13 protein-coding genes are annotated in these 16,047 nt (G+C 32.3%); 12 read left to right on the top strand and 1 reads right to left on the bottom strand.

All coding sequences use genetic code 11. From position 1 onward, the window contains the following. Nucleotides 1–85: 85 nt before the first annotated feature. From dpaL to KXZ80_RS02095, 10 genes are all read left to right on the top strand, one after another. Nucleotides 86–1,297, top strand: a complete 1,212-nt coding sequence (gene dpaL / locus KXZ80_RS02050; RefSeq protein WP_021434055.1) for a diaminopropionate ammonia-lyase — start codon at nucleotides 86–88, stop codon at nucleotides 1,295–1,297. Between the two features lie 34 nt (nucleotides 1,298–1,331). Next, a complete protein-coding gene (locus KXZ80_RS02055) occupies nucleotides 1,332–2,519 on the top strand; it encodes a YgeY family selenium metabolism-linked hydrolase (protein ID WP_021434054.1) in 1,188 nt (395 codons plus the stop codon). A 19-nt stretch (nucleotides 2,520–2,538) separates the two neighbouring features. Continuing rightward, a complete protein-coding gene (locus KXZ80_RS02060; protein WP_021434053.1) occupies nucleotides 2,539–4,119 on the top strand; it encodes an N-acyl-D-amino-acid deacylase family protein in 1,581 nt (526 codons plus the stop codon). A gap of 19 nt (nucleotides 4,120–4,138) precedes the next feature. Beyond that, nucleotides 4,139–5,467: a putative aminohydrolase SsnA gene (gene ssnA, locus KXZ80_RS02065; protein ID WP_021434052.1), complete on the top strand. Its 1,329-nt coding sequence runs from the start codon at nucleotides 4,139–4,141 to the stop codon at nucleotides 5,465–5,467. A gap of 25 nt (nucleotides 5,468–5,492) precedes the next feature. Beyond that, nucleotides 5,493–6,854: a nucleobase:cation symporter-2 family protein gene (locus KXZ80_RS02070; protein WP_021434051.1), complete on the top strand. Its 1,362-nt coding sequence runs from the start codon at nucleotides 5,493–5,495 to the stop codon at nucleotides 6,852–6,854. A 63-nt stretch (nucleotides 6,855–6,917) separates the two neighbouring features. Further along, a complete protein-coding gene (locus tag KXZ80_RS02075) occupies nucleotides 6,918–8,021 on the top strand; it encodes a 4Fe-4S binding protein (RefSeq protein ID WP_021434050.1) in 1,104 nt (367 codons plus the stop codon). 15 nt (nucleotides 8,022–8,036) lie between these two features. After that, nucleotides 8,037–9,410, top strand: coding sequence for a dihydropyrimidinase (hydA, locus tag KXZ80_RS02080; RefSeq protein ID WP_021434049.1), 1,374 nt, complete (start codon nucleotides 8,037–8,039; stop codon nucleotides 9,408–9,410). A gap of 10 nt (nucleotides 9,411–9,420) precedes the next feature. Next, on the top strand, nucleotides 9,421–11,979 hold the full coding sequence (gene xdh / locus KXZ80_RS02085) for a selenium-dependent xanthine dehydrogenase (RefSeq protein ID WP_021434048.1): 2,559 nt from the start codon (nucleotides 9,421–9,423) through the stop codon (nucleotides 11,977–11,979). Between the two features lie 280 nt (nucleotides 11,980–12,259). Beyond that, nucleotides 12,260–13,426 (top strand): iron-containing alcohol dehydrogenase, encoded by a 1,167-nt coding sequence (locus KXZ80_RS02090; RefSeq protein WP_021434047.1) that lies wholly within the window; start codon nucleotides 12,260–12,262, stop codon nucleotides 13,424–13,426. 167 nt (nucleotides 13,427–13,593) lie between these two features. Continuing rightward, nucleotides 13,594–14,838 (top strand): NAD(P)-dependent oxidoreductase, encoded by a 1,245-nt coding sequence (locus KXZ80_RS02095; RefSeq protein WP_021434046.1) that lies wholly within the window; start codon nucleotides 13,594–13,596, stop codon nucleotides 14,836–14,838. A gap of 53 nt (nucleotides 14,839–14,891) precedes the next feature. On the opposite strand, the gene KXZ80_RS02100 is transcribed toward KXZ80_RS02095, so the two are convergent. Beyond that, complete coding sequence (locus KXZ80_RS02100) at nucleotides 14,892–15,248, bottom strand: winged helix-turn-helix transcriptional regulator (RefSeq protein WP_021434045.1); 357 nt, start codon at nucleotides 15,246–15,248, stop codon at nucleotides 14,892–14,894. 135 nt (nucleotides 15,249–15,383) lie between these two features. Here KXZ80_RS02100 and KXZ80_RS17610 point away from each other — a divergent pair, with 135 nt between their 5' ends. Together KXZ80_RS17610 and KXZ80_RS17615 are read left to right on the top strand one after the other, a co-directional pair. After that, a complete protein-coding gene (locus KXZ80_RS17610; RefSeq protein WP_021434044.1) occupies nucleotides 15,384–15,530 on the top strand; it encodes a hypothetical protein in 147 nt (48 codons plus the stop codon). A gap of 50 nt (nucleotides 15,531–15,580) precedes the next feature. After that, on the top strand, nucleotides 15,581–15,940 hold the full coding sequence (locus tag KXZ80_RS17615) for a membrane protein (RefSeq protein WP_021434043.1): 360 nt from the start codon (nucleotides 15,581–15,583) through the stop codon (nucleotides 15,938–15,940). The last annotated feature ends 107 nt before the right edge of the window (nucleotides 15,941–16,047 follow it).

A 16,047-nucleotide genomic window follows, 5' to 3' on the forward strand; every position in this document is an offset into this window, starting at 1 on the left:
AAGGTTTGTTAAGAAAATAAATTTAAGTTTGGCATATTAATTGCTTTATAAAAATTACGAAAACATTTATACAAGGGGGAGAATTATGAGAGAAATAAAATGGAAATTAAATAACCTACCAAAGAGTGAGAATAAGGAAAAAACTATAGAGTTTTTAAATGATGAAGAGATAAGTAAAGTGAAATCTTTCCACGAAAGTTTCCCACAATATACAAAGACACCATTAGTTAAACTAGATAATTTAGCTGAAGTTTTAGGAGTTGGAGGAGTTTTCGTAAAAGATGAATCATATAGATTTGGATTAAATGCATTTAAGGTGCTAGGTGGATCGTTTGCTATGGCAAGACACATGGCTGAAAAATTAGGAATGGATATATCAGAATTAACTTATGAAAAATTAATATCTGATGAAGTTAGAGAAAAACTTGGAGATATGACATTCTTTACAGCTACTGATGGAAACCACGGAAGAGGGGTTGCTTGGACTGCAAATAAATTAAAGCAAAAATCAGTAGTTTATATGCCAAAAGGATCATCAATAACAAGATTAAACAACATCAAAGCAGAGGGAGCGGATGCAAGTATAACTGATCTTAACTACGATGATGCTGTTAGATTAGCAGATGAAGATGCAAAAAAAGTTGGAGGACTTATAGTTCAAGATACAGCATGGGATGGTTATGAAGATATTCCTGCTTGGATAATGCAAGGTTACGGAACAATGGCTAAAGAAGCAGTTGAACAATTAAAAGAGTACGGAGTAGAAAGACCTACTCATGTATTTGTTCAAGCTGGGGTTGGATCTCTTGCAGGTGCAGTACAAGGATACATAGCTAATGCGTTTGATGAGTGCCCTATAACAGTAGTAGTAGAAGCTGATGAAGCAGATTGTTTCTACAAATCTGCAGAAGCTGGAGATGGAAAACCAAGATTTGTTGGTGGAGATATGCCTACAATAATGGCTGGTCTTGCTTGTGGAGAGCCAAATACAATAGGATTTGAAATATTAAAGAACTATTCAGGAGCTTTCGTTTCAGCACCAGATTGGGTTTCAGCTAAAGGAATGAGAGTATTAGGAAATCCATTAACAGGAGATACAAAAGTTATATCAGGAGAATCAGGAGCTGTAACAACAGGATTATTAGCAGCTATGATGAGCGATGATAAATTAAAAGATCTTAGAGAAGCTTTAAAACTAGATAAAGATTCTAGAGTGTTACTAATAAGTACTGAAGGAGATACAGATCCAGAGAAATATAGAAGCATAGTTTGGGACGGAGAATGTGCAAGTATATAGATAATAATTAGAAAAATTAAGGGGGATTAATAGGATGTTAAATGAACAAAGAAAACAAGAATTAACTGAGTTGTGTCAATCATTAATAAGAAATGCAAGTTATTCAGGACATGAAGAAAATGTAGTTAAAGCAATAGAAGAAAACTTCAAAAAGCTAGGATTTGATAGCTGGTTTAGAGATGAATACGGAAACATAATAGGTTGTATAAAAGGAAACAAAGAAGGAAAGAAAATATTATTTGATGGACATATAGATACAGTAGAAGTCCCAGATGAAAGTAAATGGACATTCCCTCCATTTAGTGGAGTTATAAATGATGGCAAAATATATGGTAGAGGTACTTCTGACATGAAAGGTCAGTTAAGTGCAATGATAGCTGCTGTTTCATACTTTGCAGAAGATACAAAAAAAGACTTTGAAGGTGAATTATATGTAGCAGGTGTAGTTCATGAAGAAATATTTGAAGGTATAGCAGCTAGAAAAATAAGTGAAGCTGTTAAGCCAGACTATGTTGTTATAGGGGAATCTTCAGAACTTAACTTAAAGATAGGGCAAAGAGGTAGAGGAGAAATAGTAGTAGAAACTTTCGGAAAACCAGCTCACTCTGCTAACCCACACAAAGGAATAAATGCAGTATATAAAATGTCTAAGATAATAGAAAAAATACAAAACTTAGAGCCACCTACTCATCCAGTATTAGGGCCTGGAATATTAGTTTTAACTGATATAAAATCTTCTCCATATCCAGGAGCTTCAGTAGTGCCAGATTATTGTAAAGCTACTTTTGATAGAAGATTATTAGTAGGAGAAACTAAAGAAGGAGTGTTAGCTCCTATACAAGCATTATTAGATGAAATGATGAAAGAAGATCCAGAATTAGATGCTAAAGTTTCTTACGCTATAGGATGTGAAGGATGCTACACAGGAAACAAAATAGAAGGGGAAAGATTCTTCCCAGGTTGGTTATATGATGAACAAGATGAGTTTGTTCAAGCAGCATACAAAGGATTAAAAGAAGCTGGGATAGATAGTGAGATAACTCAATATTCATTCTGTACAAATGGAAGTCACTATGCAGGTGAAGCAGGAATAAAAACAATAGGATTTGGACCTTCAAAAGAAAATCTTGCTCATACAATAGATGAATATATAGAGCAAGAGCAATTATTTATAGGAGCAGAAGGTTACTACGGAATACTTAAATCAGTTTATAAAAAATAAATAAATAGGGGTAAGTGTTATGAAAATTTTAATAAAGCAAGGGCTAGTAGTTGATGGTAATAATACAGAGCCATTTATAGGGGATGTATTAATTAATGATGATAAGATAAGTAAAATATCAACTGAAATTACAGAAGATGTAGATAGGATAATAGATGCAAGAGGTAGAGTAGTATGTCCTGGTTTTATAGATACTCATAGCCACTCAGACCTTATGATTTTAGTAAATCCATTTAATGAAATAAAGATAAGACAAGGAATAACAACAGAAGTGTTGGGCCAAGATGGTATATCTATGGCCCCACTTCCTAAGGAATTTATTCCTTCATGGAGAAAAAATCTAGCAGGCCTAGATGGTGAAAGTGACGAGATAGATTGGGAATATGAAACTACTGATAACTATCTTACTATGATGGAAGATAACGGAGTAGGATTAAATGAAACTTACTTAGTTCCTCATGGAAATATTAGAATGGAAGCTATGGGATTAGAAGATAGACCGGCAACTAAAGAAGAAATCCAAAAAATGTGTGAAATCACAGAAAGAGAATTAAAAGCAGGAGCTATTGGATTATCTACAGGACTTATATATATACCATGTGCTTATTCTATGACTGAAGAGATAATAGAAATGTGTAAGGTTGTTGCAAAATACGATGGAGTATTTGTTGTTCATCAAAGAAGTGAAGCTGATACTATTCTTACATCTATGGAAGAGATAATAACAATAGGAAAGGAATCTGGGGTTAAGGTTCATTTTTCACATTTCAAAGTGTGTGGAAAAGATAATTGGAAGTATATACCACAAGTTTTAGAGTTATTGGAAAAAGTCAAATCAGAAGGGATAAAAGTTTCATTTGACCAATATCCATATGCTGCAGGCAGTACTATGCTTGGAGTAGTTCTTCCTCCTTGGGCACACTCAGGTGGGACAGATAAACTATTAGAGAGATTAGAAAATGAAGATGATAGAAATAGAATGAAAAAAGATATCGAAAATGGAATAGAAGGTTGGGATAACTTTATTCAATTTGCAGGTATAGATCAAATTTTTGTTACAAGTGTAAAGAATAAAAAGAATGAAAATACAATAGGAAAAAGTCTACTAGAAATAGGTGAAATGAGGGGTAAAGATCCTGTTGATGCTACTATGGACTTATTGTTAGAAGAAGAAAATGCAGTTGGAATGGTAGATTTTTACGGACTAGAAGAACATATTATAACTTTCATGAAGAGAGAAGAACAAAATGTTTGTACAGATGGTCTATTATCAGGAAAGCCACATCCAAGAGCATATGGATCATTCCCTAAAATATTAGGAAGATATGTTAGAGAATTAGGAGTACTGACTTTACAAGAAGCAGTTCATAAAATGACTAAAAAAGCTGCACAAAGTTTCAGTATAAAAGATAGAGGTCAACTAAAAGAAGGATACTTTGCAGATATAGTTATCTTTGATAAAGACAAAGTTTCAGGGTGTGATGATTATATTGATTCTACTCAATATCCAACAGGTATAGATTATGTAATCATAAATGGAAACTGTGTAATTGAAGAAAATGAATATAAACATATTAAGGCTGGTAAAGTATTGAGATAACCTTAGGAGGTATCAAAACATGATATTAGTTGGAAATGGGAGATTGATAACTAAAAATGAACAAAATCCATATATGGATGATGGGTGTGTAGTTATTGAAGGCAATGTTATAAAAGAGATTGGTACAACTAAAGAAATGAAGGAAAAGTACTCAGATTATGAGTTTATAGATGCGAATAAAAAGGTAATAATGCCGGGGCTTATAAACACTCATATGCATATATATAGTTCTTTTGCTAGGGGAATGGCTGTACCAGGAAAACCATCAGAAAATTTTATGGAAATTCTAGAAAATTTGTGGTGGAGATTAGATAAAAAACTTACTTTAGAAGATACAAAATATAGTGCTTATGCAACTTATATAGATTCTATAAAAAATGGGGTTACAACAGTATTTGACCACCATGCAAGTCCATTTGATATAGAGGGAAGTTTATTTACTATAAAAGATGTAGCTAAAGACTTAGGTATTAGAACAAATCTTTGTTATGAAGTATCTGATAGAGATGGATTGAAAACGATAGATCAAGGAATTCGGGAAAACGTTAATTTTATAAAATTTGCTCAAAATGACGATTCAGATATGGTAAAAGGTATGTTTGGCCTTCATGCAGCTTTTACGTTATCTGATGAAACTTTAGAAAAATGTGCAAATGAAATGGCTAATCTAGATGCTGGGTATCATGTACATACAGCAGAGGGGATAGATGATGTCATTATAAATAAAGAAAAATACAATAAAAAGGTTGTACAAAGATTAAATGATTTCAATGTTTTAAATGATAAAACTATAGCAGTTCACTGTATTCATATAGATTCTGAAGAAATGGAATTAATAAAAGAAAATAAATCTTTTGTTGTACATAATCCAGAATCTAATATGGGAAATGCAGTTGGATGTGCTCCTGTAGTTCATTTATTAAACAAAGGAATAACTGTTGGATTAGGAACTGATGGATATACAAGTGATATGTTTGAATCTTTAAAGGTTGCAAATATAATACATAAACATCAATTAAGAGATCCAAGGGTTGGATGGGCAGAAGCTCCAACTATGTTATTTGAAAACAATAGAAAAATAGCTAGTAAGCATTATAAAAAAGATCTAGGAGTTTTAAAAGAGGGAGCATATGCTGATGTAATAGTTGTAGATTATATACCACATACTCCGCTTAATGAAAATACAGAAAACGGACACATAATATTTGGGATGACAGGAAGAAGTGTTGATACAACCATAATAAATGGAAAAGTATTGATGAAGGATAGAATTTTATTAAATATTGATGAAGAGTCGATATTAGCAAAGAGTAGAGAGATGAGCAACAAATTGTGGGATAGAATATAAAAATAATATAAAAGGGGGACTATAAATGTCTCAAGAAAAAAGCCCTAAAATAGCTCCGGTGGATGAGAGAATACCGGTATCCAAGTCATGGATATTCTCATTACAACACGTATTAGCAATGTGTGCAGGAGCGGTGGCAGTTCCTATGATGGTAGGAAGTGCTGCAGGACTAGACCATGAAAGTATAGTTTTTTTAATTAGTGCTTGTATATTTATGGCGGGGGTAGGAACGCTGATACAAGCTTTTGGTATAGGAAATATTGCAGGTGCTAAGATTCCGGTAATCGAAGGAACTAGCTTTGCGGCTGTTGCAGCCATGACATCTATAGCTTCATCATATCAAGATCCAAATCTAGCTATGCAAACTGTGTTTGGGGCAGTTATGGCAGCTGGATTATTATGTATAATAATAGCTCCAATATTTGAAAAAATAATAAGATTTTTCCCAAAAGTAGTAACAGGAACAGTAGTGTTGGTAATAGGAGTATCTCTATTACCAGTTGGGATTAAGTGGATAACTGATAGTAAAGTAGGGCCAGCTGAACCGTCTCAAGTAGGATTAGCACTAGCTGTATTAGCTATAACTATTATTCTATTTAAGTATTTAAAAGGAATATGGAATAGTGCAGCAATACTTTTTGCAATAGTAATCGGAACAGTATTAGCAGGTGTATTAGGTATGGCTGATTTTAGTAATATATCTAGTGCAAGTTGGTTTAGTGTTAATGTACCTTTAAAATTTGGTATGCCAGTATTTGAACCATCAGCAGTAATATCTTTAGGATTAATAATGTTAGTCCTAATGACTGAATCATTAGGAAACATGATGGCAATACATGAGATGGTAGATAAAGATATAGATGGAGCAAATATAAAAAGAGCATTAAGAGGAGATGGTATCTCAACTTTTCTATCTAGTATATTCAACTCATTCCCAATAACTCCATTTGCTCAAAATACAGGGCTTGTTGGATTGATGGGAATAAAGTCAAGATACATAGCGATACATGCAGGTATTATCTTATTGGTATTAGGATTTATACCTAAATTTGCATCAATAATAGCAGCAATACCTAAACAGGTTCTTGGTGGAGTAGGATTCGCGATGTTTGGGATGGTTTTAGTAGGTGGAATAAGAACTTTAAGCAAAGTTGAATTTAATGGAACAAAAAATGGAGTAATTGTAGCAATAAGTGTTGGATTAGCTATGATACCTTTAGCAAATCCTGATTTTTATCATAACTTCCCAAATTGGGTGCAAACAATATTCCATAGTGGTATAACAACAGGAAGTTTAGCTGCAGTTTTACTGAACATATTCTTTAATGAATTAGGAAGTAAAAAAGAATCAAACAATGATAATGAAACAGATGAAAAAGCAGTTTAAATATATTGATTAGAATGAGTTTTGTGAAAATATAAACAAAAATAAAAAAGGGGAGATTAAAAAATGGCAAATTTACAAGTTAAAATACACGATATGGAGTTTCCAAATCCAATAATGACAGCAGCAGGACCAGGAGCTAAAGATGGAGATTTATGTATAGAAGCTGTAAAAGGTGGAGCAGGAGGTATATGCACAAAAACTATATCTGTACTTCCAGCAGATGTACCAAGACCATGTATGGCAAATACTAATAGTGGGTTCTTAAATACGGAGTTATGGTCTGAATTACCAAAGGAACAATGGATAGCTGAAGAATATGCAAAAGCTAAAAGTGCAGGAGTTCCAGTAATAATAAGTATGGGATATACAGCAGAAGATATCGCTAAAGTAGCACCACTTGTTAAGCCTTATGCAGATGCAGTTGAATTATCTACACATTATGTAGGAACAGATGTTACTCCTATAGTAAATGCTTTAAAAGCTGCAAAAGCTGCATTAGACGTACCAGTATTTATGAAAATGAGTCCTCACACTGATATACAAACAATAGCAAAAGCTGTTGAAGAAGCAGGAGCAGATGGACTTGTAATGATAAATTCATTTGGGCCATGTATGGCAATAGATGTTGAAACAGGATTCCCTATAATGGGAAGTAAAACAGGATACGGATGGTTATCAGGAGCTCCAATAAGACCGTTAGCAGTAAGATGTATATACGAAGCTTCTAAAGTTGTAAATATACCAATAATAGGTGTAGGTGGAATAACTTGTGGAAGAGATGTTGCTGAAATGATGATGGCTGGGGCTTCAGCAGTACAAACTTGTACAGAAGCAATACTTAAAGGACCACAAGTATACGGAAAAATAGCTAGAGAATTAAACGAATTCTTAGAAGCAAATGGATATTCAGATGTAAATGAAATAAAAGGATTAGCACATAAGAAAGTTCAAGAAATGGAATTTAGAACTCATTCAGTAGCTCCACAAGTAGATCAAGATAAATGTATAAAATGTAAGAAATGCGTAACAAGTTGTGTATACGAAGCAATTGAAGTTGGAGATGAAATGGTTATAGATGAAGATAAATGTTTTGGATGTGGATTATGCGTAACACGATGTCCAAAGAGAGCATTAACAATGCAAATGGGTGCTGTAGAAGCAAAGTAAAGGCAGGAAATTAAAATGGGTCTAATTTTACAAGGTGGAACAATAGTAACGGATATAAAATCCTATAAAGCAGATGTAAGAATTGAAAATGAAAGAATAGCTGAAATTGGGTCTGATTTATTTAAAGAAGGAGATGAGATAGTACCTATAAATGGGTGCTATCTTGTACCTGGAGGAATAGATACTCACACTCATTTTGACTTAGATGTTGGAACTACAATAACAGCTGATAATTTTGAAACAGGAACTAAAGCAGCTATAGTTGGAGGAACAACTACAATACTAGATTTTGCTACTCAATCAAAAGAAAATACATTAAATGATGGCCTTAGAGAATGGCATGATAAATCTAGTGGAAGATGCTATTCAGATTATGGATTTCATATGGCTATAACAGATTGGAATGATACTACATCTAAAGAAATGGAAGATATGATAAATGAGGGTGTTACATCATTTAAAATGTATATGGCATATAAAGATACACTACAAGTTGATGATGGAATTATATTCAAGGCTTTAAAAAGAGCTAAGGAGTTAGGCGTACTTATAGGATTCCACTGTGAAAATGGAGATATAATAAATGAGCTAATAAATGAATGCAAAGAAAATAATCAATTGTCACCTAAATACCATCAGATAAGTAGACCGGTAGATTTAGAAGTAGAGGCGACTTATAGATTAATGAAGATCGCAAAGACTGCAAATGCACCAGTGTATGTAGTTCATTTAAGTTCAAAAGCTGCACTAGAAGAAGTTAAAAAAGCTAGATTGGATGGGGTTAAGGTATATACAGAAACTTGCCCACAATATTTGCTTTTAGATGATAAATTATATGATTTAGATGGGTTTGAAAGTGCTAAGTATGTGATGTCACCACCTCTTAGAAAAAAAGTAGATAACGAAGCTTTATGGAAAGCTTTAGAAGATGGAGATATTGATGCTATAGGAACAGACCATTGTTCATTTAACTATAAAGGGCAAAAGGATATTGGGATAAATGATTTTAGCAAAATTCCAAATGGAGGACCAGGAGTTGAACATAGAATGGGTCTTTTATACACATATGGAGTTAAAGAAGGAAAAATAAGCATGAATAAATTTGTAGAGTTAACATCTACAAAAGCAGCAAAATTATTTGGTATGTATCCTCAAAAAGGAAGCATTGAAGTGGGTAGCGATGCAGATTTAGTGGTTATAGATCCTGAAATAAAAAATACAATAAGCGCAGAAAATCAAACTCAAAATACGGACTATACTCCATACGAAGGATACGAAGTTGATTGCCAGTTTAGGCATGTATTTTTAAGGGGGATTGAAATTATAAAAGAAGGAAAGTTAACAGTAGAACATCCTACTGGAAAGTATATAGTAAGAACTATAAACTAGGGGGTCATATATGTTTGAATTCACATTAAACGGGGAAATTGTTCAAGCAAAAGAAAATAAAAAACTATTAGAGTTTTTAAGAGAAGATATGAACATAACTTCTGTAAAAAATGGATGTGCAGAGGGTGCATGTGGAACTTGTATGGTTATTATAGATGGTAAAGCTACAAAAGCTTGTGTATTTAACACACAAAAGTTAGTAGGTAAAAATATTGTTACCATAGAAGGAATGTCTGAAAAAGAAATGGATGCATATGCATATGCATTTACAAATGCAGGAGCAGTACAATGTGGGTTCTGCATACCTGGGATGGTAATAAGTTCTAAAGCATTACTAGATGTAAACCCAGATCCAACAGAAGAAGAAATAAGAAAAGCATTAAGAGGAAACATATGTAGATGTACAGGATATGTAAAGATAGTAGAAGCAGTAAAGCAAGCTGCTAAAATTCTTAGAGAAAATATAGAAGTTCCCAAAGTTGAGTGTAAAGGGCTTGTTGGAGATAAATTACATAGAGTGGATGCAGTAGCAAAAACTTTAGGTAAAGCAGAGTATGTAGATGATATTAGAATAGATGGAATGATTTATGGATCTGCATTAAGAACTATGTATCCAAGAGCTTTAGTAAAGAAAATTGATATAGAAGAAGCTAAAAATTATCCAGGTGTAGTAGCTGTATTAACTGCTAAAGATATACCTGGAACAATAAAAGTAGGTCACTTAAAGAAAGACTGGGATACGTTAATTCCAGAAGGTGAAATTACTAGATATTTAGGAGACTCAGTAGCACTAGTAGCTGCAAAATCAAAAGAAGCTTTAGAAGAAGCTAAGAAGTTAGTTAAGGTTGAGTATGAAGAACTAAAACCTTTAACTTGCCCAGAAGAAGCATTGAAAGAAGATGCACCTGAAATTCATGAGGGTGGAAATGTTTTAGTAGAAAAAGAATTAGTAAGAGGAAATGCTGATGAAAAAATAAAAAATTCTAAGCATGTAGTAACAAGAAGATATTCTGTTCCATTTAATGAGCATGCTTTTTTAGAGCCAGAATGTGCAGTAGCTGGACCTTATGAAGATGATGGTGTAATAATATATTCTTCAGATCAAGGAGTATATGCAACTCAACATGAGTGCGCAGATATGTTAGGTCTTCCACATGAAAAGGTTAGAGTAATAAATAAAATGGTTGGTGGAGGATTTGGAGGTAAAGAGGACATGAGTGTACAACATCATGCTGCTTTACTTGCATATCATACTAAGCAATATGTAAAGGTTCAACTAACTAGAAAAGAAAGCATAATAGTGCATCCAAAAAAACATGCAATGGAGATGGAGTTTACAACTTCATGTGATGAAAATGGATACTTAACAGCACTAAAAGCTACAATAGTTTCAGATACTGGGGCATATGCATCTCTAGGAGGTCCAGTATTAGAAAGAGCATGTACACATGCAGCAGGACCTTATAATTATCAAGATATAGATATACATGGTAAGGCAGTATATACAAATAATCCTCCAGGAGGGGCATTTAGAGGATTTGGAGTAACACAGAGCTGTTTTGCTACAGAATCAAATTTAAATTTACTAGCAGAAATGGTAGGAATATCTCCATGGGAGATAAGATATAGAAATGCTATAAGACCAGGTCAAGTATTACCAAATGGGCAAATAGCAGATGAAGGAACAGCTATGGTAGAAACATTAGAGGCTGTTAAGGAAGAGTATGATAAATATCCTTATGCAGGAATAGCTTGTGCTATGAAAAATGCAGGGGTAGGAGTAGGAATACCGGATATAGGTAGATGCAAGTTAGCTATAAAAGATGGGAAAATACATTTAAGAACAAGTGCATCTTGCATAGGCCAAGGATTAGCAACAACTATGATTCAAATGCTTTGTCAGACTACAGGGTTAAAACCAGAAGATGTTATATATCAAGCCCCTGATACTCATTTAACTCCTGATTCAGGAAATACTACAGCATCTAGACAAACTGTATTTACAGGAGAGGCAACAAAAAATGCATGCCTTGAACTTAAAAAGGAACTAGATTCTGGGAAAACAATAAATGACTTAGAGGGTAAAGAGTTTTTAGGAACATATTCTAGTGTGACAGATAGAATGGGATCTGATAAAGAAAATCCAGTGAGTCACGTTGCCTATGGATATGCTACTCAAGTTGTAATACTAGATGAAAATGGAAAATTAGAAAAAGTTATAGCTGCACATGATGTTGGTAGAGCAGTTAATCCAATTAATGTTGAAGGTCAAATCGAAGGTGGAGTAGTGATGTCATTAGGATATGCACTTACAGAAACTTATCCATTAGAAAATTGTGTGCCTAAAGCTAAGTATGGGACACTAGGACTTTTTAAATCAACAGATGCTCCACCAATAGAGCCTATAATAATAGAAAAAAATAAAGATGGGTTGGCATATGGAGCTAAAGGTATAGGGGAAATAACAGCAATACCAACAGCACCTGCAACAGCAAATGCTTACTATAGATTTGATAAAGAGTTTAGAACTAGCTTACCGCTTATAAATACAGCTTATAAGAAAAAATAAAATGTTAACTATTAAAAAATAGCCCCCTTTTGTCCGGGGTCTATTTTTATTACTATAATACCATCATATGTTTTTATGGGAGTTATTGATTTAGAGGAAAAATATATAATACATATAGTTAATTAAAAAAGAAAAAATTATAGAAATATAATATTTGAAATTACATAAATACTACCTTTTAGTGTGTGTCATACCGAAAAGTGCCTTCTTTTTTTTTGTTTTGAGTCTATCTATACTAATAAATGTAATCAACAACAAATAAAAACTAGGAGGAATCAATATGAATAGATTTACAATACCAAGAGACTTATATTTTGGAGATGACGCAATAGATTATTTAAAAAATGCAAGAGGTAAAAAAGCAATGCTTGTTATAGGGTCTGAGAGATTAATAAAAGATGGAACAGTTCCTAAAATACAAGAGAACTTAAAAGAAGCAAATATAGAGACAGTAATCTTTAAAGGAGTTGAAAATGATCCATCAGTTGCTACTGTAAGAAAAGGTGTTGAAATGATGAATGAATTCAATCCTGACTTAATAATAGGAATAGGAGGAGGTTCTCCGATAGATGCGGCAAAAGCTATGTGGATATTCTACGAGTATCCAGAATTTACTTTCGAAGAAGCTGCAAAACCATTTAACTTACCAGAACTTAGACAGAAAGCTCACTTCATAGCGATACCAACTACAAGTGGAACTGCAACAGAAGTAACTTCATTCTCAGTAATAACAGATAATGAAACAGGAGTTAAATATCCAATAGCAGACTATAACATAACACCAGATATAGCTATAGTAGATACTAAATTAGTTCAAACTATGCCTAAAACATTAGTAGCAAACACTGGTATGGATGCTTTAACACATGCAATAGAAGCTTATGTATCTAATGCTAGAAATCCAATAACAGATGCTTTATCTATGAAATCAATAGAAATGATTTATGAAAATTTAGTTAAATCTTTCAATGGTGAAGACCAAGCGAGAAAAGATATGCATATAGCTCAAAACTTAGCAGGTATGGCATTCTCAAATGCAATATTAGGTATAGTTCACTCTATGGCACATAAAACAGGTAAGATATTTGATATACCTCACGGTTTAGCAAATGCGATTTACTTACCAGCTGCAATACAATTTAATTCAAAAACAGCAAAAGCTGCATATGCAGATATAGCTAAGAGATTAGGTTTAGTTGGGAATACAGAAGATGAATTAGTAAATTCATTAGTAAATGTTGTAAAACAATTTAGAAAAGACATGGGAATGGCTAACTCATTAAAAGAATTTGGTTTATCTGAAGAAGTATTTAACAAAAACTTACAATCTATATCAGAAACAACATTGGCTGATCCATGTACAGGTACAAATCCAAGACAGATATCAGTAGAAGAAATGAAAGAATTATTTAAAGCAGTTTACTATGGAGAAGATGTAAACTTCTAATAAATATATATTTACTAATTGGAATAAGCCACCTATGAAAATAGGGGCTTTATTTCTATTAAATTCAGGAAGGAACATGAATTGTTAGTACAATAAAATCAAACGATAGAGGATAAGTTTAAAAAAATTATAATAACCTTTATAAATTTCATCTAAGGTGGTGTAAAATGACAGAATTAATAAATAAAGCAAATAAGTGCTTACTATGCAAAAATCCAAGATGTAAGCAAAGCTGCCCTATAAATACAGAAATACCAACAATTATAAGATTATATAAGGATGGGAAAATAAAAGAGGCAGGAGAAATATTATTTAATAACAATCCATTATCAGCAATATGTGCTATAGTATGTCCTCATGAAAAACAATGTTTAGGTAGTTGTATAAAAGGAATAAAAGGAAAAGCTATTGAGTTTTATAAGATAGAAGAATATATATCAACAGAGTTTTTAAAATTTGGAAAGTTAAAAATAAATATAGATAAAAATAATAAAAAAATTGCAATTGTGGGTTCGGGACCAGCAGGTCTTACTGTAGCAGTTGAACTTATAAAAAAAGGTTATGATGTAACAGTCTTTGAGAAGAATGAAGAGTTAGGGGGTATTCTAAGGTATGGTATACCTGAGTTTAGATTACCAAGAAGTATAATAGATAATTTAATAAACACATTAAAAGAAGCAGGGGTTAAGTTTAAAGTAAATACAACAATAGGACAAATTATAACTATAGATAAGTTATTTGAGGATGGGTATGATGCTGTATTTATAGGTACGGGTACTTGGAATCCAAAGAGATTAAATATAAAAGGGGAAACTTTAGGAAACTCTTACTATGCAATAGATTACTTAAGATCTCCAAAGAACTATGATATAGGTGGAAAAGTGGTTGTAATAGGTGCGGGAAATGTTGCTATGGATGCAGCAAGAAGTGCTAAATATTATGGAGCTAAAGAGGTATATGTTGCTTATAGAAGAGGTTTTTCAAATATGAGTGCAACTAAAGCAGAAATAGAAGATGCATTAAAAGAAGGGGTTGAATTTTTAACATACAAAGCTCCAGTTGAAATAAATGAAAATGGGATTGTGCTTATGGATACTAAAAAAAATATTGATGAAGATGGAAATATTTCAGTGGTTAAGATTGAAAATAGTGAGAAATTATTTCAATGTGATTCTATCTTAATTGCAATTAGTCAAATACCACGAAATACTATTATTTCAAACAATAAAAGTTTAAAGGCTAATGATAGAGGACTTATCATAACAGATAGTGACGGAAGTACATCAAGAGAAGGAGTATTTTCTAGTGGGGATGTTGCTTATGGACCTAAAACTGTTATAGAAGCAGTAGTTTCAGCTAAAGCTGTTGCAAATTCTATAGATAATTACTTAAAATCAAAAGAAAATATTTAAAAATTCTTTTGTAAATATAGTAATGAGGTTATGAAAATAGAAGGAAGACCCTTCTATTTCCTTTTAGAAAATTCATTAACAAATTCTTTACCCCAAACATCCATTTGATTTAATATAGGCAATAGTTTTTTACCTAAATCCGTAAGTGAATATTCAACCATAGGAGGAACTTGATTATAGACTTTTCTATGTATAAGAAGATTTTTTTCTAAAAATCTTAATTGTTGAGTTAACATCTTTTGGCTTATATCTGGGATTATGGTTCTAAATTCATTGTATCGAATAACCTCATGAATACCTAAATTCCATAGTATAAGAGATTTCCACTTACCACCTATAACTTCAAGTGTAACTTCAATTTCACATCTATAATGACTACAGCTAACTTTATTTGTTCTATCTACAGGCAAACAATCACCTCCTAAAAAAAAATATATATATCATTTTATCATGACTTGTAAACAATAATCAAAAATTATATCATATATAGATTTATAGAAAGAAGGGTTAACCTGAGAACTAAATTATTTAAGCTTATTAAATTAATGATTGGATTTATATTTTGTGCAGTAGGAATAGTATTAACTATAAATGCAAATTTAGGGTTATCCTCTTGGGATGTATTACACGAAGGGATATCTAAAACTACAGGTATTACTATAGGAAATGCAAATATATTGTTAGTGCTATAGTATTAGCTCTAAATGTATTTTGGGGTGAAAATTTAGGATTGGGAATTTTAATGATAGTTATAGGAATGATTCTACTAAGTGTAGGATGTTATTTATATATTGGAGTAGGAATAGGAAGTGGGGCTAGAGATGGTATGATGGTTGCACTTCAAAAAAGAAGTGGGAGATCAATTAGAGTATTAAGGGGATTTTTAGAAATAGGAGTAGTGATTATAGGCTTTTTATTAGGGAGAACTATTGGAATTGGAACGATTATAACTAGTATTGGACTAGGTTATTGCATGCAGTTTATTTTTAAAATATTTAATTTTAATGTAGTTAGTGTGAACCATAGGTATATAAAAGAGGATATAAAAAGTTTAAATCCATTTTTTTATAAACAGTCTTACAAAATCAACGTTTATAAATAAGACTTTTAAATGATTTATTAAAATAAAAAATAAAATTGTATGTGTTTCTATATTGATATTATATTGTTAGTTATAGTAAATGAATTTTGTATAACTAACAATATAGT

The organism is Paraclostridium bifermentans (assembly GCF_019916025.1).
Lineage (GTDB): Bacteria > Bacillota > Clostridia > Peptostreptococcales > Peptostreptococcaceae > Paraclostridium > Paraclostridium bifermentans.